This is a genomic window from Streptosporangium sp. NPDC000396 (assembly GCF_042898655.1).
GTDB lineage: Bacteria > Actinomycetota > Actinomycetes > Streptosporangiales > Streptosporangiaceae > Streptosporangium.
In genome coordinates this window covers 236,817-254,975 of the sequence record NZ_JBIAZA010000003.1, presented here as the reverse complement: position 1 = coordinate 254,975, position 18,159 = coordinate 236,817, and the positions used below count along the sequence as shown (strand labels likewise).

General features: G+C 70.5%; 15 protein-coding genes. 11 read left to right on the top strand and 4 right to left on the bottom strand.

The window, feature by feature from the left end; all coding sequences use genetic code 11:
• Window positions 1–84: 84 nt before the first annotated feature.
• Window positions 85–2,394, bottom strand: coding sequence for a HelD family protein (locus ACFY2X_RS06085; protein ID WP_389933690.1), 2,310 nt, complete (start codon window positions 2,392–2,394; stop codon window positions 85–87).
• Between the two features lie 237 nt (window positions 2,395–2,631).
• On the opposite strand from ACFY2X_RS06085, the gene ACFY2X_RS06080 reads away from it, so the two are divergent.
• The 6 genes from ACFY2X_RS06080 to ACFY2X_RS06055 all read left to right on the top strand — a co-directional run bounded on the left by ACFY2X_RS06080 (window position 2,632) and on the right by ACFY2X_RS06055 (window position 9,328).
• A complete protein-coding gene (locus ACFY2X_RS06080) occupies window positions 2,632–3,822 on the top strand; it encodes an ROK family protein (protein ID WP_389932985.1) in 1,191 nt (396 codons plus the stop codon).
• 97 nt (window positions 3,823–3,919) lie between these two features.
• Entirely contained in the window at window positions 3,920–5,263 is a 1,344-nt protein-coding gene (locus ACFY2X_RS06075) for an ABC transporter substrate-binding protein (RefSeq protein ID WP_389932982.1), read from the top strand.
• 6 nt (window positions 5,264–5,269) lie between these two features.
• The gene (locus tag ACFY2X_RS06070; protein WP_389932980.1) at window positions 5,270–6,217 is read left to right on the top strand and encodes a carbohydrate ABC transporter permease; all 948 of its coding nucleotides are present in this window, start codon (window positions 5,270–5,272) and stop codon (window positions 6,215–6,217) included.
• On the top strand, window positions 6,214–7,107 hold the full coding sequence (locus ACFY2X_RS06065) for a carbohydrate ABC transporter permease (protein WP_389932977.1): 894 nt from the start codon (window positions 6,214–6,216) through the stop codon (window positions 7,105–7,107). Before ACFY2X_RS06070 ends, ACFY2X_RS06065 begins: the two co-directional genes overlap by 4 nt.
• Window positions 7,104–8,363, top strand: a complete 1,260-nt coding sequence (locus ACFY2X_RS06060; protein WP_389932976.1) for a 6-phospho-beta-glucosidase — start codon at window positions 7,104–7,106, stop codon at window positions 8,361–8,363. The genes ACFY2X_RS06065 and ACFY2X_RS06060 overlap by 4 nt, the downstream gene beginning before the upstream one ends.
• Window positions 8,360–9,328: an N-acetylglucosamine kinase gene (locus ACFY2X_RS06055; protein WP_389932973.1), complete on the top strand. Its 969-nt coding sequence runs from the start codon at window positions 8,360–8,362 to the stop codon at window positions 9,326–9,328. Before ACFY2X_RS06060 ends, ACFY2X_RS06055 begins: the two co-directional genes overlap by 4 nt.
• 48 nt (window positions 9,329–9,376) lie before the next feature.
• Here the strand turns inward: ACFY2X_RS06055 and ACFY2X_RS06050 are convergent, their stop codons facing one another.
• Window positions 9,377–9,919, bottom strand: a complete 543-nt coding sequence (locus tag ACFY2X_RS06050; protein WP_389932969.1) for a nuclear transport factor 2 family protein — start codon at window positions 9,917–9,919, stop codon at window positions 9,377–9,379.
• 94 nt (window positions 9,920–10,013) lie between these two features.
• Here ACFY2X_RS06050 and ACFY2X_RS06045 point away from each other — a divergent pair, with 94 nt between their 5' ends.
• Complete coding sequence (locus ACFY2X_RS06045; protein ID WP_389932966.1) at window positions 10,014–10,532, top strand: winged helix-turn-helix transcriptional regulator; 519 nt, start codon at window positions 10,014–10,016, stop codon at window positions 10,530–10,532.
• 72 nt (window positions 10,533–10,604) lie between these two features.
• Here ACFY2X_RS06045 and ACFY2X_RS06040 read toward each other — a convergent pair whose 3' ends face one another.
• The gene (locus tag ACFY2X_RS06040) at window positions 10,605–11,081 is read right to left on the bottom strand and encodes an Lrp/AsnC family transcriptional regulator (RefSeq protein WP_389932963.1); all 477 of its coding nucleotides are present in this window, start codon (window positions 11,079–11,081) and stop codon (window positions 10,605–10,607) included.
• Between the two features lie 258 nt (window positions 11,082–11,339).
• Between ACFY2X_RS06040 and ACFY2X_RS06035 the strand changes: the two genes are divergently transcribed.
• A complete protein-coding gene (locus tag ACFY2X_RS06035; RefSeq protein WP_389932960.1) occupies window positions 11,340–12,293 on the top strand; it encodes a pirin family protein in 954 nt (317 codons plus the stop codon).
• A 69-nt stretch (window positions 12,294–12,362) separates the two neighbouring features.
• Here the strand turns inward: ACFY2X_RS06035 and ACFY2X_RS06030 are convergent, their stop codons facing one another.
• Window positions 12,363–13,682 (bottom strand): GDSL-type esterase/lipase family protein, encoded by a 1,320-nt coding sequence (locus tag ACFY2X_RS06030; RefSeq protein WP_389932957.1) that lies wholly within the window; start codon window positions 13,680–13,682, stop codon window positions 12,363–12,365.
• A gap of 297 nt (window positions 13,683–13,979) precedes the next feature.
• Between ACFY2X_RS06030 and bioB the strand changes: the two genes are divergently transcribed.
• From bioB to ACFY2X_RS06015, 3 genes are all read left to right on the top strand, one after another.
• Window positions 13,980–15,041 (top strand): biotin synthase BioB, encoded by a 1,062-nt coding sequence (bioB, locus tag ACFY2X_RS06025; protein ID WP_389932954.1) that lies wholly within the window; start codon window positions 13,980–13,982, stop codon window positions 15,039–15,041.
• Window positions 15,034–16,329, top strand: coding sequence for an adenosylmethionine--8-amino-7-oxononanoate transaminase (locus ACFY2X_RS06020; protein WP_389932951.1), 1,296 nt, complete (start codon window positions 15,034–15,036; stop codon window positions 16,327–16,329). Before bioB ends, ACFY2X_RS06020 begins: the two co-directional genes overlap by 8 nt.
• A 170-nt stretch (window positions 16,330–16,499) precedes the next feature.
• Entirely contained in the window at window positions 16,500–17,912 is a 1,413-nt protein-coding gene (locus ACFY2X_RS06015; protein WP_389932948.1) for a dihydrolipoyl dehydrogenase family protein, read from the top strand.
• Window positions 17,913–18,159: the final 247 nt, after the last annotated feature.

The following is an 18,159-nucleotide window of genomic DNA, read 5'->3' as shown; positions in this document are numbered from 1 at the left end:
AGCGCAGATGTCAACCGTGTCACTAACAGCGGAAACATCAAGTTTTCGCAGCTGGGACATGATCGACGAGAGCCGTCAATGGTCTCATGTGATCCGATGTCGCTCAAGTCTAGCGAGCGCCTTGGGAAGCGGGAGACTGTGGACGACGCCAAGGCGCTGCGTCGCGCGGGTCAACGCGACGTAAAGGTCGCTCGCCCCCCGGGGGGACTCCCGCAGGATCAGCTCCGGCTCCACCACGATGACGGAGTCGAACTCCAGCCCCTTGGCCTGGGCGACGGTCATGACCGCCACCGGGGCGTCCAGCGCGGCGGCTCCGCCGCCCTCGACCGCACCCTCGACGGAACGGGTCACCATCTCGCCGAACTCGCTCGGGCCGGGCTCGGAGGCCTCGGGAACGATCACGATCAGGCGGCCCCCCTCGACGGCCTCGGCCTTGACGATCTCGGCGAGAGACTCCGCCGGGGAGGCGACCCAGGGATGCGCGCCCGTCTCCCGCACCGAGGTGGGGGCGGTGAGGCCGGGGTCGACCAGGGTGAGCACGTCTGCGGCCACGGCCATCAGCTCGGCCGGGGTGCGGTAGTTGACGCTCAGGTGCTCCTCGCGCCAGCGCCCGGCCACGTACGGGTCGAGCATCCGGCCCCAGGAGCGCGCGCCCGCGGAGGACCCGGTCTGCGCCAGGTCGCCGACGACCGTCATCGACCGGTTCGGGGATCGCCGCATCACCATCCGCCAGGCCATGGGCGACAGCTCCTGCGCCTCGTCCACGATGACGTGGCCGAAGGCCCAGGTACGGTCCGCCGCGGCGCGCTCGGCGGTGGTCAGGTACACGTCGTCGTTCAGGTGCCGGGCGGCGAACTTCTCGGCGTCCATGATCTCGGACAGCCCGGTGAGCTCCAGCACCTCCTTGGCGTAGGTCAGCTGCTGCTGGCGCTCGTCGAGGGCGGCGGCGCGCGCCAGCGCCTGCTCCTCCTCCGCGATCCACGCCCCGGCCCGCAGCACCGCGGGGTCGATGTCGCCGAGCAGCTCGGCGGCCTCGTCCAACAGCGGCACGTCGGACTCGGCCCACCAGTTGTCCCCCTTGCGGGGCGGCTCGCGCAGCAATAGCCCGCGCTCGGCGGGGCTGAGGTCGCTCGCGGCGTAGTCCAGCCGCTCGGGGGAGGTGAACAGCCCGATGAGGAGCTGCTGCGGGGTGGTGTAGGGCCACAGCCTGTTCAGCGCCGCCTTGACGGGCCGCTCCGTGCGCAGGTCCTCACGGATGTCGGCCAGCTCGTCGTCGTCGATCATCTCCTTGCCGAGCTGCTTGGCGGCCTGCCTGGCGAGCGCGTTGAGCAGGTGACGGACGAAGATCCCGCGGGCCTCGTTGTGGGGCTTCCTGGAGCGGGCCGCCCGGTTGCGGGCCGCCTCCAGGACGCGGGCGTCGAGCTTGAGGGTGTAACGGTCGAGGCGGATCTCGATCGGCTTGCGCGGCACCCGCTGCCGCTCCCGTACGGCACGGGCCACCACCTGGGCCATCCGCTCGTCGCCCTTGAGCGCGGCGACCTCGGAGCGCTCCCTGGCCGTGGCGACGATCCCCGGATACAGCTCGGCGACCGTGGACAGCAGCACGTCGGTCTCACCCAGGGAGGGCAGCACCTGCTCGATGTAGCGCAGGAAGGTCAGGTTGGGCCCGAGGATGAGCACGCCCCGGCGGGCGAGCTTGTCCCGGTGGGTGTAGAGCAGGTAGGCCGCCCGGTGCAGGGCCACCACGGTCTTGCCGGTGCCGGGACCGCCCTGCACGACCAGGACGCCGTTGAGGTCCGAGCGGATGATGCGGTCCTGCTCCGACTGGATGGTGGCCACGATGTCGCGCATGCGCCCGGTGCGCCTGGCGTCGATGGAGGCCAGCAGCGCCGCCTCGCCGTTGAGGGTGGCCACGTCCTCTTCGGTGAGGTTGTCGAGGTCGAGCAGGTCGTCGTCGACTCCGATCACCTTGCGGCCCTTGGTCTGCAGGTGGCGGCGGCGGATGACGCCCATCGGGGCGGCGGGGGTGGCGCCGTAGAACGGCTGGGCCACCGGGGCGCGCCAGTCGATCAGCAACCGGCGCTGCTCGTCGTCGGCAAGGCCGATGCGGCCGATGTAAAGAGAGGTCTGGTCGGCGTTGTCGAGCCGCCCGAAGCACAGGCCGTTCTCGACCGCCCACAGGCGGCCCAGGCGTTCGGCGTACATCCCCGCGAAAGTGTCGCGCTCGGAGCGGTTCTGATGCGTGCCGCCGCTCCCGCCCTGCGCCAGCACGCCGTCCAGTTGGCGTTGGGTCCGCTCACGCAGCAGGTCGAGTCGTTCGTAAAGACGGGAGACGTACTCCTGCTCCTTGGCGAGCTCGATTTGACGGGATGCCGTCGCTCCATTATCGTTGATAGTAATGGGATACTCCGGGCCATTGTGCTAGTTGTTATGACAAACCATCACCCTAGCAGGTCCGTCGAGATATTCGTCCCCACTCTCGCCATCACAGGTTGATTTCGGCGCACCTTTCTCGCTTGACGGGGTCGCAAGGGTTCCTTAAATTCACTCCAAGTTAGGAAACTTTCCTAACTTGGCGTCCATCGGTGCCATACGGGTACCCGTGTGGACATGTGCGGACACGGAGGACCTGTGATTCAGCCGACGCCGGGCACCCCCAGCCTGCTGCGCGCGATCAACGATCGCGCCGCCCTGCAGGCGCTTCTGGAGCGCGGGCCGCTGACCCGCCCGGAGATCGGCGCCCTGACCGGCCTGTCCAAACCCACGGCGTCCCAGCTGCTCGCCCGGCTCCAGGAGGCCGGGCTGGTCGTCCTCAGCGGCATCCGCGAGGGACTGCCGGGCCGTACGGCGGAGGTCTACCAGCTCAACCCGGCCGCCGCGTACGTCGCCGCGCTGGACGTCACCCCCGCGCGCATCGAGGCCGAGGTCGCCGACATCACCGGCACGGTGATCGGCCGGCATCGGCTGCCCACCCCCGGCCGCTCCGGCGGCGACGTGGTGGGCAGGCTCCGTGCCGCGCTCGAGGGCGCCGGCGCCCCCGCCGACCTGCGGCGCGTGGTGATCGGCATCCAGGGCGCCGTGGATCCTGTCAGCGGCAGGCTCGGCTACGGCGGCCACATCCCCGGCTGGCACATCCCCGACCTCGTCCCCACCCTCCGCGAGGGCCTCGGCGTGCCGGTCGACATCGAGAACGACGTGAACCTCGTCGCCCTCGCCGAGCAGGCGCACGGCGTGACCCAGGGCCACCAGGACTTCGTGCTGCTCTGGGCCGACGAGGGCCTCGGCTCGGCCCTGGTGCTCGGCGGACGCCTGCACCGGGGCGCGACCGGCGGCGCGGGCGAGGTCGGTTACATGCCCACCCTCGGGGCCCCGACCGCCCGCGAGGTCGGCCGCCACGCCGATCACGGCTTCCAGGCCCTCACCGGCGGCCCCGCCGTACTCAAGATCCTCCGCTCGTACGGCGTGCGCGGTGCCGACTTCGAGACGGCCGTGCGCAACGCCGTACAGGCCGCCGCGGGCACCGGCAGGCGAGCCGACGACGCCCGCGCCGGGCTCCGTGACATCGCCACCCGCCTCGCCGTCGGCCTGGCCGCGATCACCGCGGTCGTCGACCCCGAACTCGTCGTGCTGACCGGGGGAACCTTCCTGGCCGGCGGCGAGACGCTGCGTGAACTCGTCGAACACGAGCTTCACGCGCTGACCGTCCCGCGACCGCCCCTGTTGCTGTCGACCGTCGAGGGAAACCCCGTCCTCGCCGGCGCGCTCGACCTCGCCCTCGCCACCGCCCGCGACGAGGTCTTCAGCTCCACTGTTCCCTCCTGATTCCCCTATCGGCTCCACCATCCCCGGCTCCACCGCCGTCTCCCCCTTCCCGCTCCACCGTCCCCTCCTGACCCCCCCGCCAGAGGAGGCAACCGTCGTGCACCGACGTTTTCTCACCTTCGCCACGGCCGCCGTCGCGGCCGCGGCCCTGACCGCCTGCACCGCGGGCAACGAGGGCGCCCCCGCGCTCGGGGCCCAGCCCAAGCCCTCGGGCTCCGCGTCCGCGGCCCTGCCCGCCGCCACCATCGAGCTGTGGCACGGTTTCTCCGCCCCGGCCGAGGTGAAGGCGTTCGAGGACGCCGTCGCCGGGTTCCGCAAGAAGTTCCCGCAGATCACCGTCAAGCTGGTCAAGGGCGTCCAGGATGATCAGATCACCCAGGCCGTGCGCGGCGGGAAGGCGCCCGACGTCGCGGCCTCCTTCACCACCGACAACGTGGCGCAGTGGTGCAAGAGCGGAACGTTCCAGGACCTCACCCCGGTGATCAAACAGGACGGCATCGACCTGTCGGTGCTCCCCGAGGTCTCGCGTGCCTACACCGAGTTCGGCGGCAAGCGGTGCGTGATGCCGCTGCTCGCCGACGTCTACGGCCTCTATTACAACAAGGCCCTGATGAAGGGCAACGAGCCCCCCAAGACACTGTCAGAGCTGACCGAACTCGCCAAGAAGCTCACCGTCCGCGACGCGGACGGCACCATCAAGGTCGCCGGCTTCATCCCGAGCTCCCAGTACTACGAGAACACCGTCTCGCACCTCGCCCCCATGGTCGACGCCAAGTGGTACAACGAGGACGGCACCTCGGCGATCGGCTCCGACCCGGGCTGGAAGCGGCTCCTGCGGTGGCAGAAGGAGCTGGTCGACTGGTACGGCTACGACAAGCTGGAGAAGTTCCGCAAGAGCCTGGGACAGGAGTGGTCGGCCGACCACCCGTTCTACGAGGGCAAGGTCGCCATGACCCTGGACGGCGAGTGGCGCAACGCCATGATCGCCAACGAGGCCAAGGGGCTTGACTACGGCACCGCGCCGCTCCCCGTCGCCGACGACAAACCCGACCTGTACGGCAGCGGCTTCACCTCGGGCACCGTGATCGGCGTGCCCAAGGGGGCCAAGAATCCGCAGGCCGCCTGGGAACTGGTGAAATATCTGACCACCGACACCGCCGGGCTGGTCACCCTCTCCAACGCGCTGCGCAACGTGCCGACCACCAAGGCCTCGCTGGAGTCGCCCGACCTGAAGAAGGACGCGAACTTCCAAATCTTCCTCGACATCTTCGCGCACCCGAAGACGAACACGATACCGCCCAGCGTCAACAGCACCTTCAACCAGGAAGCGCTCCAGGAGTTCTCCGCCCAGTGGGAGAAGGGCTCCGTCGCCGACCTCGACGCCGGGCTCGCCGAGGTCGACAAGCGCGTCAACGACAAGCTGAAGCTTTCCGGGGGCTGATCCTCGATGAGCATCACCCATGCGGCGCCGCCTCACCCACGGCGCCGCGAGGGCCTCAAGGCCCTCCTCTGGATGTCGCCCTGGCTGATCGGGTTCGCGGTCTTCTTCGTCTACCCCCTGGGGGCGACGGTCTATTTCTCCTTCCACCGCTACGACCTGTTCACGCTGGAGTTCATCGGCCTGGACAACTACCGCTACTTCTTCCACGACGACCGGGCCTGGATCTCCATCAAGAACACGCTGTGGCTGGTGGCGGTCATGGTCCCCGCTCAAGTGATCTTCGGTCTGGCGGTGGCCCAGTTCCTGACCCGCCTGAAGTCTGGCGCCGGGTTCTTCCGCACGGTGTTCTACCTGCCGTCGCTGGTGCCGGTGGTGGCCGGGACCGTCTCCTTCGTCTTCCTGATGAACCCCTCGGGCCCGCTCAACCAGATCATCGAGTTCTTCGGGATCGCCGCGCCCGACTGGTTCGGCGACAAGAACTGGGCCAAGCCCGGACTGACCCTGCTGGCCATGTGGGGCATCGGCAACACAATGATGATCTTCCTGGCGGCGCTGCTGGACGTGCCCAAGCACCTGTACGAGGCCGCGGCCATCGACGGGGCGGGCGCGTGGCGGCAGTTCCGGAGCATCACGCTGCCGACGATCTCCCCGGTGCTGATGTTCTCTACCGTCACCGGCGTCATCTACGCCCTGCAGTACTTCACCCAGGCGATGATCGCCTCCCGGGTCGCCTCCGGGGTCACCGACTCTCCCGGCAGCCCCTTCGTGCCGGGCTATCCCGAGATGTCCACGCTGACGCTGCCCCAATGGCTGTTCCACGCCGGTTTCCGCGATTTCAGCATGGGCTACGCCTGCGTGCTGGCGCTGCTGCTGTTCGCGGCGTCCATGATCTTCACGCTCGTCCTGCTCCGCCAGTTCCGCGCGTTCACCGACGACGAGGGAGGCAGCCGATGACCGCCCTGGCCACGAGGCCACCCGCCGCCGCCTCCCCCGCCCGCGGCACGCGCACGCGCGGCAGGGGCGTCCGCGCGGCCCTGTACTGGATCGCCACCCACGCCGTGGCCGTGGCGCTGTCGCTGATGTTCCTCGGCCCGCTGGTGTTCGTGGCGCTGACCGCGCTGATGACCGACGAACAGGCGCTCACCGGCGACCTGTGGCCCAAGACCTGGAACTGGGGCAACTTCGGCGAGGTGTTCGCCAGGTCCCACCTGCTGGGCTGGCTGGGCAACACGTTCATGTACGCCGGGCTCGGCACCCTGTTCATGCTGCTGTCGTCGATCCCGGTGGCCTACGCGATGGCCCGCTTCCGCTTCCGCGGGCGCAGGCTGGCCTTCCTGGCGGTCATCACGATGATGATGCTGCCCCCGCAGGTCGTCGCCGTCCCGGTCTATCTCATCTGGGCGCGTTTCGGGCTCACCGGCACGCTGTGGCCGCTGATCCTGCCGATGCTGCTCGGCGACGCCTTCTCGATCTTCCTGCTGCGGCAGTTCCTGATCACGATCCCCAGGGAGTACACCGAGGCCGCCCGCGTGGACGGCTGCTCGGACTTCAAGACCCTGGTCAGGGTGATCCTGCCGATGGCGCGGCCGGCCATCTCGGCGGTCGCCCTCTTCCAGTTCTTCTACTGCTGGAACGACTACTACGGACCGCTCCTCTACGCACAGATAAACGAGGAAAACTGGACCCTGTCCCTCGGGCTGGCGTCCTTCCGGGCACTGCACAGCGTGCAGTGGAACCTCACCATGGCGGCGACCCTCCTCGTCATGGCTCCGGTGATCATCGTGTTCTTCTTCGCCCAGAAAGTCTTCATCGAAGGCGTGACGCTGACAGGAGTAAAAGGGTGAAACTCGCCGTTGTCGGGGGCGGCTCGACGTATACGCCGGAGCTGATCGACGGGTTCGCCCGGCTCCGGGACGAACTCCCCCTCACCGAGATCGCACTGGTCGACCCGGACGTCCACCGGCTGGAGCTGATCGCCGGGATGGCCCGCCGGATGCTGGCCCACGCCGGGCATCCGGCCAAGGTGGTCGCGACCACCTCGGTCGCCGACGGCGTGGCCGGGGCCCGGACGGTCCTGATCCAGCTGCGCGTCGGCGGCCAGGCCGCGCGCAACGTGGACGAGACCCTGCCGCTGGAGTGCGGCTGCGTCGGCCAGGAGACCACCGGCGCGGGCGGCCTGGCCAAGGCGCTGCGTACGGTCCCGGTGGTGCTGGACATCGCCGAGGAGGTCCGCCGCCACGCGCCCGGAGCGTGGATCGTCAACTTCACCAACCCCGTGGGCATCGTCACCAAGGCGCTGCTGGACGCGGGCCACCGGGCCATCGGCCTGTGCAACGTGGCCATCGGTTTCCAGCGCCGCTTCGCCGCCACGCTGGGCGTCGCGCCGGAACGGATCTCCCTGGGCCATGTCGGCCTGAACCACCTCACCTGGGAGCGGGCCGTCCACCTGGACGGGGTGGACGTGCTCCCCCGGCTGCTGGACGACCACGCCGAGGAGATCGCGCAAGACGTCGGCCTGACGGCCGGGCTCCTCCGTCGCCTGGGCGTGGTGCCCTCCTACTACCTCCGCTACTTCTACGAGCACGACCTCGTGGTGGAGGAGCAGAAGGCCAAGCCGTCACGCGCGGCCGAGGTCGCGGCGATGGAGACCGCCCTGCTGGAGCTGTACGCCGACCCGGCGGTGAACACCAAGCCCGAGCTGCTGGCCAAGCGGGGCGGCGCGTTCTACTCCGAGGCCGCGGTGGCGCTGATCGCCTCACTGCTCGGCGACCGCGGCGACACCCAGGTGGTGAACCTGCGCAACGAGGGCACGCTGCCGTTCCTGGCCGACGACGCGGTCATCGAGGTTCCGGCCACGATCACCGCCGCGGGCGCGCGGCCGTTGCCCGTCGATCCCGTCGAGCCGCTCTTCGCCGGGCTGATCTCTCACGTCACGGCATACGAGACGCTGGCGCTGGACGCCGCGCTGCACGGCGGCAGGGAGCGCGTCTCGGACGCGCTGCTGGCCCACCCGCTGATCGGCCAGGCCTCGCTGTCGGAGAACCTGGCCCAGCGTCTCGTCGAGGCCAACCGCCCGCACCTGCCCTGGGCCACCGCGTGAGGACCATCCTGGCCGTGGACGGCGGCAACAGCAAAACCGACGTCGCGCTGATCGGCGAGGACGGTTCCATCCTGGCCACCGGCCGCGGCGCGGCCTTCCAGCCGCAGAGCACCGGCGTGGGCGTCGCGATCGACGCGATCGGCGATGCCGTACGGCTGCTCGGCCCGGACCTGGTGCCGCCGTTCGCCGACCATGTGGCCGCCTACGTGGCGGGTGCCGACCTGCCGGTCGAGGAGGAGGCCCTCAGGGACGAGATCGTCGCCCGCGGGTACGGCCGGGAGGTGGTGGTCGGCAACGACACCTTCGCGCTGCTGCGGGCCGGGGCCTCCGGGCCCGCGGGTGTGGCCGTGGTGTGCGGGGCGGGCGTCAACGCCGTGGCGGTCTCCCCCACCGGTGAGGTGGCCAGGTATCCGGCCCTCGGCGACCTCACCGGCGACTGGGGCGGCGGGCTGGCGCTCGGCGAGAAGTCGCTCTGGCATGCCGCCCGGGCCGAGGACGGCCGGGGCCCGGCCACCGCGCTCGGCCGCGCGATCTGCGAGCACTTCGGCACCCGCACCGTCGAGGAGGTGGCCCTCTGCATCCACTTCGGCGACCTGCCCCACACCAGGCTGAACGAGCTGGTGCCGGTGCTGATGAACGTCGCCGCGGCGGGGGACGCCGTGGCACGCTCGCTTCTGGTACGGATGGCCGACGAGATCGTCGTCCTCGCGGTGGTCGCGCTGCGCCGCCTGAACCTGCTCGGCACCCCCATGGAGGTGGTCCTGGGCGGCGGCGTGCTGACCGCCCGCGATCCGCTGCTGAGTGACCTCATCGAGCAGCGCTTCGCCGAGCAGGCTCCCCGGACCAAACTGATCGTCACCGATGTCCCGCCGATCGTGGGTGCCGGGCTGCTCGGCCTGGACGCCCTCGGCGCCACGGAGGAGGCCAAGGCCCGTCTCCGCGCCCACTTCCACGCCATGGCCTGAGCCGGGTAGGAGCGTCCGCCCCGGGATCTGTCTCGCGGATCTCTCCGCCTACCGCGGTCGCCCGGACGGCGCCCCGCCGGGTGAGCGGGCGAGCATGGGGACGAGCGTGCGGTCACCGGTGCGGACGAAAAAGGCCAGGGGCCGGATGGCAGCCTCGGCCAGAACACCGAGCACGGGGCGTCCGGCCAGACGCGCCATGCCGGGGGCGAGCTTGAGCATCAGGGCGGTCACTCCCGGCAGCGGGCGGATCCACATGGTGACCTCGGCGATCCGGGCCTCCTCGTCGAGCAGCAGCAGCGTGGCCTCCTCCAGCTCCTGCCTCCCGATCCGGGCGGTGGCCACCAGGGTGCGCCTGCGCTCGTCGCCGATGTCGGTGTGGAAGGCGAGGCCGGACAAGGACGCCAGGGCCACCTTGAAGAGAGGCCGGACGCTGTCGCGTCCCTCGAAGCGGACCCTGGTGCTGATCGGAGAGTGGAACACGACATCTGGGGCGAACAGGGCGATCACCGCCTCAACATCGCCGGACTCCACGGCCTTCCGATAGGCAAGCGCGGTCGCCTCGGCTCTGGTGAGCGCAGAAGTCTCGGTCATCTCAACTCCCTATTAAGTCCTGATTTTGAACTTACCAACACCGCCCGACGGGCCCTCCAGTGGGTTCAATAATTCAACTCACTATGCTTGTGACATGGCCAGGAACAGCTTCGCCGCGATGCACTGCTCCATCGCCCGGACCCTCGCGGTGGCCGGAGAGTGGTGGACCCCGCTGATCCTGCGAGACGTCTTTCTCGGGCTTCGCAAGTTCGACGACCTCACCGAGAACCTCGGCATCTCCCGCAACCTGCTCACCGAGCGGCTGACCCACCTGGTCAAGGCCGGAGTGCTGGAGCGCGTCCGCTACCAGGACCGCCCGCCGCGCTTCGAATACCACCTCACCGAGGCGGGCCGGGAGCTGGTGCCCGCCCTGATGACCCTGATGGCCTGGGGTGACAAGTGGGTGACACCGCCCGGCGGGCCGCCCGCCGAACTCGTGCACGACACCTGCGGGAATCACTTCACCCCGACGATCACCTGCTCGGAATGCGGCGGGAAGGTGACCGCGACGACGGTCACCCCCCTGGCCGGCCCAGGCGCCGCGGAAGGCCCGGGAACCCGGCTGCTGACCCTCGGGCGCCAGGCTCCACCGGACCCGGATCCCGAAAAGTAAGCCCGCCGGATCCCGGGAAACGAGCGCCGTCATCCCGGCGGGCGGTCAGCCGCTCACCACCCGCCGGAGGCGTCAGGCGCGTTCGTCCGGCTTCTCCTCATCCGTGTCCATCAGCCCGGGAGCGCGGTGTTCGTACGGCGTGCTGAGCACGACCGTCGTCCGCGTCGAGACGTTGGCCGAGGTGCGGATCTGGCTGAGCAGCTCTTCCAGCGCCGTCGGCGAGGCCACCCGGACCTTGAGGATGTAGCTCTCGTCACCCGCCACACTGTGGCAGGCCTCGATGGCGCCCAGATGGGCCAGCCGGTCGGGGGCGTCGTCGGCGGCGGCCGGGTCGATCGGCTTGATGGACACGAACGCGGTGAGCGAGAGCCCGATCGCGTCGTAGTCCACCAGCGCGGCGTAACCCCGCACCACCCCGCGTTTCTCCAGCCGACGCACCCGCTGGTGCACCGCCGACACCGACAGGCCGGTCTCCCTGGCGAGGTCGGTGAAACTCATCCGGCCGTCTCTGGCCAGCAATGTCACGATCCGGCGGTCGATCTCCTCCACCCGGTCAACGGTAATGGCACTCGGCGGTCACCCGCACCGCCGAGAGGGTCACGGCCCCGTTCCAACCTCGCTCATCCCTGGAGACAGGGGACGGCGAAGCCGTTCCCTGACCCGCGAACGGCGAAGCCGTTCCCTGACCCGCGGCTCGCGCCGGGCCCCGGGGTCCGTTCCGTGGGGCTTCGCCTACGCTGCGGACCGGAATAATCCGCAAGACAGGCTCGGGGTTGAAGCCCGGGGTCTCCACACTGGGAGTATTCGATGAGCAACCTGGAGCGGGAGCCGTGGGAGGCGACGTGCGGCGGCCTCACGGACGTCGCGGCGGAACCGGTGAGCCGACTGCTGGAAGGTCACGACGTGGCGCTGGGCGGCCCGCGGGCGATGAAGGTCACCCGGACCCTGCCGAACCGGGAGATCCGGATGGTGGGCGCGTGGTGCTTCGCGGACTACTACGGCCCGGAGAAGGCGACCATGCGCGTGCCACCGCACCCGCACACCGGGTTGCAGACCGTCAGCTGGCTCGTGGAGGGCGAGGTGCTGCACCGCGACTGCCTCGGCAGCGAGCAGCTGGTGAAACCCGGGCAGCTCAATCTGATGACCGCGGGCCGGGGCATCTCCCACTCGGAGCACTCCCCCCGCGACGCCGTCCTGCACGGGGTGCAGCTGTGGGTGGCGCTCCCCTCCGCCCATCGGCAGGTGGCCCCGCACTTCGAGCACCATCCGGTGCTGCCGTCGCTGGCCGGGCCCGGGTTCAGGGCGACCGTTCTCATGGGCGAACTGGGCGGCGTCGTGTCACCGGCCCAGACCTACACTCCCCTGGTCGGCGCCGAGGTGACCCTCGACGCGGGCGCCGAGACCCGGATTCCGCTCCAGCCGGGCTTCGAGTACGCGGCCCTGTCCCTGTCCGGGACCGCGCGGGCCGAGAAGATCGTCCTCGACCCCGGGCCGTTGCTCTATCTCGGCTGCGGACGATCCGAGCTTCTCCTGCGCGCGGAGCGGCCCGCCCGGCTCCTGCTGCTCGGCGGCGAGCCCTTCGAGGAGCGGATCGTCATGTGGTGGAACTTCATCGGGCGCAGCCACGAGGAAATCGTCGCGTTCAGACAGGAGTGGATGGCCGGCGACACGTTCGGGACGGTGCCCGGCACGGACGACGCCCCGCTGCCCGCGCCGGCCCTCCCCTCGGTTCCCCTGAAATCCCGCGGACGCCGCCGCTAGGCGAACCGACGCACGCGCCGCGCTCGTGCCTCGTCGTTCGCCTCCGGTCGCCCCGCCGTGCGACAGGCCTCAGCTTCCCGCGACGAGTTCCCGCAGATCCATGGCTCTCGCGACGGCATGGGCGCCTGCCTCGTTGGGGTGGAGCCCGTCCATGAAGACGTAGCCGGGCCTGGGCGCGCCGGGGACGGCGGGGTCGGCGAGCGCCCGATCCGCGTCCAGCACGGCGTCGTAGGCGCCGCTGGTGCGGATCCACTGGTTGAGCGCCGTCCTGGCCTCTTCCACCTCCTTGGTCCAGAAGGGAAAGAGCGCCCCCTTGAGCGGCAGGATCGTGACGCCTACCGCCTTGATGCCGTGGGCGTGCGCCAGCTTGATGAGAGCCTGGTGGCCCTCGATGAGCCAGCGCACGGTGACTTTCGTGTTGGGCATGACGCACGGACCTGAGAGCTGCGGGTAGCCGAGATCGTTGCCACCCAGGTGGATGAGCACGGCCTTGACTCCTGAGCGGTCCAGGACGTCGCGGCGGAAGCGGGTGGCCGCCTTGTCACCGAAGCAGGCGGAGTCGTTCAGAAGCCGCGCGCCCGCGATCCCGGCGTTGACGACTCCGATCTGGCTGCCCGTTTCGACGAGCCGTTCGGCCATCTGGTCGACGATCCGGGCGTCGGCGCCCTGGCCGATGCCCACGCCGTCGATGAGGGAATCGCCGAAGGCCACCACCGCGGGAGCGGGCGAGGCGACTTCCACTCCGGCCAGGTAGTACCAGGAGCTGGTCGATTCGCCGAAGGCGCCCCCTCCTCCTTCGGACAGGTGGTCGCCGTGCGCGCGATAAGAGGTGGCCGTGGTGAAGCGGTGGAAGGTGGCGGGGCCGCTCGCGCCCTTCAGGCGGAGCGTGAGGGCGAGTTTCTCCAGGGGCGAGGTGGCGAACGCGACCGCGTCGCTGACCGCCTCCCCGCCTGGCGGAATGACGACTCCCGCCTTGCCGCCGAAACGCAGTGCTCTCGCGCTGCCCGGCCATACCTGGGCACCACCGGCCGACCTGCCCAGCTCGGCCCCGGTGATTCGCAGTGGCTTGGTGCCGTACAGGTTCGACAGACGCACGCGCGCCCGCGAGCCGGCCGCGCTGACCCGCACCACCTGCCGCACCGTGTCGTCCTTGAACCCCCCGGCCGACCAGTTGGGGCCGTTGTCCTTGGTCCCCTTCGTCGGCCGCTGGAGCGCGGTTCCCCAGCTCGCGACCCACTCCTCGCCGGTCGCACGGTCCCGCGCGGAAGCCGGTACGGCCTGCGCAGAAGTCGGTGCGGCCTGCGCGGAGACCGGTACGGCCTGCGTCGCCGCCGCGCACAGCGCCACGGCCGCCACGACCACCCGCCGTGTCGCGTTCGCCCATCTCACCCTGAGCACTCCCTTGATCATTAGAACGGTCGCCACAGAGTGTTCCGGGAGCGCTCAGCGCGCGGATCCGCTTTTCGGTCGAGCCGCATCCGCCTTTCAGCCATATCGATGGGAGCCGGGTGGTCCCGGGCCCGAACCGGTCCGCGCGGAGCGGAGGTTCGGACCCCATCCGTTCGTAGACGGTGTCTACCAGGTGGGGCGGACACCGTCCACGATCATGATCTACAAAGTCGGCGCGACGGCGCTTGTGCGGATTGATCATTGGCCGCACGGCGGTCCGGGGCCGACGATCGGGGCATGGATCTGTTGATCAAGCTGGTGGACAGGGGCCTGCGCGGCGAGTCGCCGACCCGGCAGGAGGCGCTGGCGGTGCTGGCCACCTCCGATGACGAGCTGCTCGACCTGGTGGCCGCGGCGGGGAAGGTGCGGCGCCACTGGTTCGGCCGCCGGGTCAAGCTGAACTACCTGGTCAACCTCAAGTCGGGCCTGTGCCCCGAGGACTGCTCGTACTGCTCGCAGCGCCTGGGCTCGACGGCCGGCGTCCTCACCTACACCTGGCTCAAGCCGGAGGAGGCCGCGGCCGCCGCGCGGGCGGGGATCGCGGGTGGCGCCAAGAGGGTGTGCCTGGTGGCCAGCGGACGTGGCCCGACCGACCGTGACGTGGAGCGGGTCGCCACCACGGTCGCGGCGATCAAGGAGCACGACCCGCGGGCCGAGATCTGCGCCTGCCTGGGCCTGTTGTCCGACGGGCAGGCGGCGCGGCTGCGCGAAGCGGGCGTCCACGCCTACAGCCACAACCTCAACACCGCCGAGGCGACCTACGCCGGCATCTGCACCACACACACCTTCGCCGACCGGGTCGAGACCGTCCGGCGTTCCCGGGACGCGGGGCTGTCGGCCTGCTCGGGCCTGATCGCGGGCATGGGCGAGAGCGACTCCGACCTGGTGGACGTGGTCTTCGCGCTACGCGAGCTGGACGTGGACTCGGTGCCGGTGAACTTCCTGATCCCCTTCGAGGGGACTCCTCTGGCGGGCCGGTGGGAACTGACGCCTCAGCGGTGCCTGCGGATCCTGGCGATGGTGCGGTTCGTCTGCCCGGACGTGGAGGTCCGCCTGGCCGGGGGCCGGGAGATCCACCTGCGCAGCCTGCAGCCGCTGGCTCTGCACATAGCCAACTCGATCTTCCTGGGCGACTACCTGACCAGCGAGGGGCAGGCCGGTCAGGCCGACCTCGACATGATCGCCGACTCCGGCTTCGAGGTCGAGGAAGCGGGCGCGAGCACGCTGCCCGCCCACCGGACCGACCTGGTCGCGGTGCGCCGCCGTGGCGCCGGGACGGAGCTGCCGCCCAATGCGTGAGCTGATGGAGCTGGACCGGGCTCACGTCTGGCACCCCTACACGCCGATGCCCGGCCGAGAGACCCCGTTCCTGATCGAGTCGGCGTCAGGGGTACGGCTGCGCCTGGCCGAACCGGTCGAGGGCCGGATCGACCTGGTGGACGCGATGTCGTCGTGGTGGGCCGCCATCCACGGGTACGGCCACGCCGTACTGGACGAGGCGGTGCGCGAGCAGCTGGGCCGGATGAGCCACGTGATGTTCGGCGGGCTGACCCACGAACCCGCCATCCGGCTGGCCACCCGCCTGGCCGAGATCACCCCCGACCCGCTGCGGCACGTCTTCCTGGCCGACTCGGGCTCGGTCGCGGTGGAGGTGGCGGTCAAGATGTGCCTGCAGTACTGGCGGTCTCTCGGCCACCCGGACAAGCACCGCCTGCTCACCTGGCGCGGCGGATATCACGGTGACACCTTCCAGCCGATGTCGGTGTGCGACCCCGAGGGCGGCATGCACGCCCTGTGGACCGGCGTGCTCCCCCGGCAGGTCTTCGCCGACGCCCCGCCCGAGGGTTTCGACGCCGGGCCCGATCCCGCCTACACCGCGCACCTGGCCGAGCTGATCGAGCGGCACGCGCACGAGCTGGCGGCCGTCATCGTCGAGCCGGTCGTGCAGAACGCCGGCGGCATGCGCTTCCTGTCCCCCGGGTACCTGCGTGTGCTGCGCGAGCTGTGCGACCGGCATCGGGTCCTGCTGATCTTCGATGAGATCGCGACCGGTTTCGGCCGGACCGGCGCGCTGTTCGCCGCCGACCACGCCGGTGTCGCCCCGGATGTGATGTGCGTGGGCAAGGCCCTGACCGGCGGTTATCTCACCATGGCGGCCGCGCTGTGCACCCCGCAGGTGGCCCACGGCATCGGCCGGGGCGACTTCCCCGTGCTCGCCCACGGTCCCACCTTCATGGCCAACCCGCTGGCCGCCGCCGTGGCCAACGCCTCGCTCGACCTGCTGCTGGAACAGGACTGGCAGGGGCAGGTCAACCGCATCGAGCAGAGGTTGCGCTCCGGGCTGGCCGCCGCACGGGCGCTGCGCGGGGTGCGCGATGTCCGGGTGCTGGGCGCGATCGGCGTCATCCAGCTCGACCACGAGGTCGACAGGGTCGCCGCCACCCGGGCCGCCGCCCGCCATGGCGTGTGGATCCGCCCGTTCCGCGACCTCGTCTACACCATGCCGCCCTACATCACCGACGACGCCGACCTGGCACGGATCACGACCGCGATGACCGCCGCCGCGGCCGAGGGGAGGGCCTCGTGAGCGTGCCCGCCATCGCCGGGTTGCGGCCTCCGGTTCCCGCATGATCACCCGTTCCCCGTGGAATAGCGTGGAACAGATCGCCGGGGAAAGCGGCAAGGGTGCGAAGCTGGTGCGGCCGGTGTCGTCGCGCTGACGCACGGCGATTGACTTGTTCGCTTCAGGAGGTAGTCATGTCCGACGAGTTCGACGTGATCGTGATAGGCGCGGGCCCCGCCGGGGAGAACGTCGCGGGCCGGGTGGGTCGCGGCGGGTTGAGCGTCGCGGTGGTGGAGGAGGAACTGGCGGGCGGAGAGTGCTCCTACTGGGCGTGCGTGCCCAGCAAGGCCCTGCTTCGCCCGGTGGAGCTGGCGGCGGACGCCCGCAGGGTGCCCGGCCTGACGCTGGGGCCGATCGACGCCGGTGCCGTGCTCGCCCGGCGCGACGAGGCCGTGTCGCACCTGGACGACAGCAAGCAGGTGGGATGGATCAAGAGTGTGCCCGCCGAGTTCGTGCGGGGGCGGGGACGGCTGCGGGGCCCCAGGCAGGTCGAGGTGACCACCCCCGACGGCCCCGCCCGACTGCTGCGCGCCCGGCACGCCGTCGTGCTGGCCACCGGCAGCCGTCCGGTGATCCCGCCGGTCCCCGGCTTGCGGGAGGCCTCGCCGTGGACCAACCGCGAGGCGACCGGGGTCCGGGCCGTTCCGAAACGGCTGGCCGTGCTGGGCGGGGGCGTGGTGGCCTGCGAGATGGGGCAGGCCCTGCACGGGCTCGGCGCCGAGGAGACGACGCTGCTGGTGCGCGGGGGTTCGCTGATCGGCCGGATGGAGCCGTTCGCCGGGGAGCTGTTGAGGACCTCGCTCGCCGGCGGTGGCGTCGAGGTGCGCACCGGGGCCCAGGTGACCGGGGTGGAGCGGCCCGAGCCCGGTGGCACGGTGACCGTCCACCTGGCCGAAGGGCCGCCGGTCGAGGTCGACGAGCTTCTGGTGGCCACCGGCCGCCGGCCCGCGACCGGCGATCTCGGCCTCGACAGCGTCGGCCTGCCGGACACGGGCCCGGTGCCGGTCGACGACAGCATGCGCGCGACCGGGATCGCCGACGGCTGGCTGTACGCCGTGGGCGACGTCAACGGCCGCAACCTGCTCACCCACATGGGCAAGTACCAGGCACGGGTGTGCGGCGACGTCATCGTGGCGCGGGCGAAGGGAGAGCGCGACGACCTGCCCGGGATGCGCGACGTGGCGGACGGGTACGGCGCCCCTCAGGTGATCTTCACCGACCCGCAGATCTGCGCGGTCGGCCGGACCGAGGCCGCCGCCAGGGCCGAGGGGTTCGACGTGCGTGTGGTCGAGTACGACATGGGCGCGGTGACCGGCGCCTACCTGCTGGGTGACGGCTACCGGGGCAGGGCCAAGGCGGTCGTGGACGAACGGCGGCGCGTTCTGCTCGGTGTGACGTTCGCCGGGCCGGGCGTGGCCGAGATGCTGCACTCCGCGACGATCGCGGTCACCGCCGAGGTGCCGCTCGACCGGCTCTGGCACGCTGTTCCGTCCTTCCCCACGGTCAGCGAGGTCTGGCTGCGGCTGCTGGAGGAATACGGGCTCTGACCGGCAGGCGGTACGGCGCGGCCGCGGCTGCGCCCTACCGCCAGGCCCGGCGACGGGAAGGGCCACCGTATAGGAAATATTTATTTATCACGGCAGGCTCCTGCCCGTAACGGGCAGATAACAGAGCCGTCGTGACCGTACGCGAAAGGACATCGATTCGTTAATCGAAGGATCGGCGAATCGACCGCGGCCCAAAAAAGCATGGTTCGATGCTGAGGTACGCGGATCCACCGCGGTAGACCACCTG